Source organism: Mesorhizobium sp. M7A.F.Ca.CA.004.12.1.1, from assembly GCF_003997835.1.
Classification (GTDB): domain Bacteria; phylum Pseudomonadota; class Alphaproteobacteria; order Rhizobiales; family Rhizobiaceae; genus Mesorhizobium.
Genome location: NZ_RZRK01001359.1, coordinates 1 through 804, shown reverse-complemented (window position 1 = coordinate 804; position 804 = coordinate 1). Strand labels below are relative to the sequence as shown.

The 804-nt window shown below is 61.9% G+C and carries 1 protein-coding gene; it reads right to left on the bottom strand.

Annotated features, from left to right (window positions below):
• Positions 1-680: ribonuclease J (locus tag EN984_RS36375; RefSeq protein ID WP_164766004.1), on the bottom strand; the 680-nt coding region annotated here is incomplete at its 3' end.
• Positions 681-804 lie beyond the last annotated feature (124 nt).

Below are 804 nucleotides of genomic sequence, written 5' to 3'. Positions count from 1 at the left end.
GCAGCCTGGATGACGCCCTTGAGGCCCTCGCCCACAGCCACTTCCGAAGGCGACTCACCTTCGCGCAGCGCATTGGTCGAATCGCAGATCAGCGCCAAAACGCCCTTGTCGCCATAGGCGCGGAAACGCGCCTCGTCGGTCTTCGGCCCGATCGTCGGCTCCGGATCGATCTTCCAGTCACCGGTATGGATGACGGTGCCTGCCGGCGAGGTGATCGCCAGCGACATCGGCTCGGGAATCGAGTGCGCGACCGGAATGGCTTCGATCTCGAACGGGCCGACGGTGAATTTCTCGCCCGCCCGGTAGATCGTCACCGGTATTTTCGGCGCGCCCTGCTCGCCTTGCCGCTTGGCCTCCAGCAGGCCGGCGCTGAACGGCGTCATCCAGACCGGCGCCTTCAGCTTCGGCCATGTGTCGAGCAGCGCGCCATAATGGTCTTCATGCGCATGCGTGATGATGATGCCGCGCAGATTGGCGAGGTTCTCCTCGATGAATCGCGTGTCGGGCAGCACAAGGTCGACGCCCGGCAGGCTGGCATCGGGGAAGGTCACCCCGACATCGATGACGATCCATTCGCGCGCATTGGGCGGCCCGTAGCCGTAAAGAGCGAAGTTCATGCCGATCTCACCGACGCCGCCGAGCGGCACGAAGACGAGTTCGGCGGTTTCCGCTTTCGCCATGATTTTTCCCTTCCTGGCCCTCAGGCCAAGCCCAAAAAGCAATTCCGGGAAAAGTTTGTAACGGTTTTCCCACCGGAGTTGCGCAAAAACAAACAGTTAGAACCGTTCATGAACGGCTCTATGC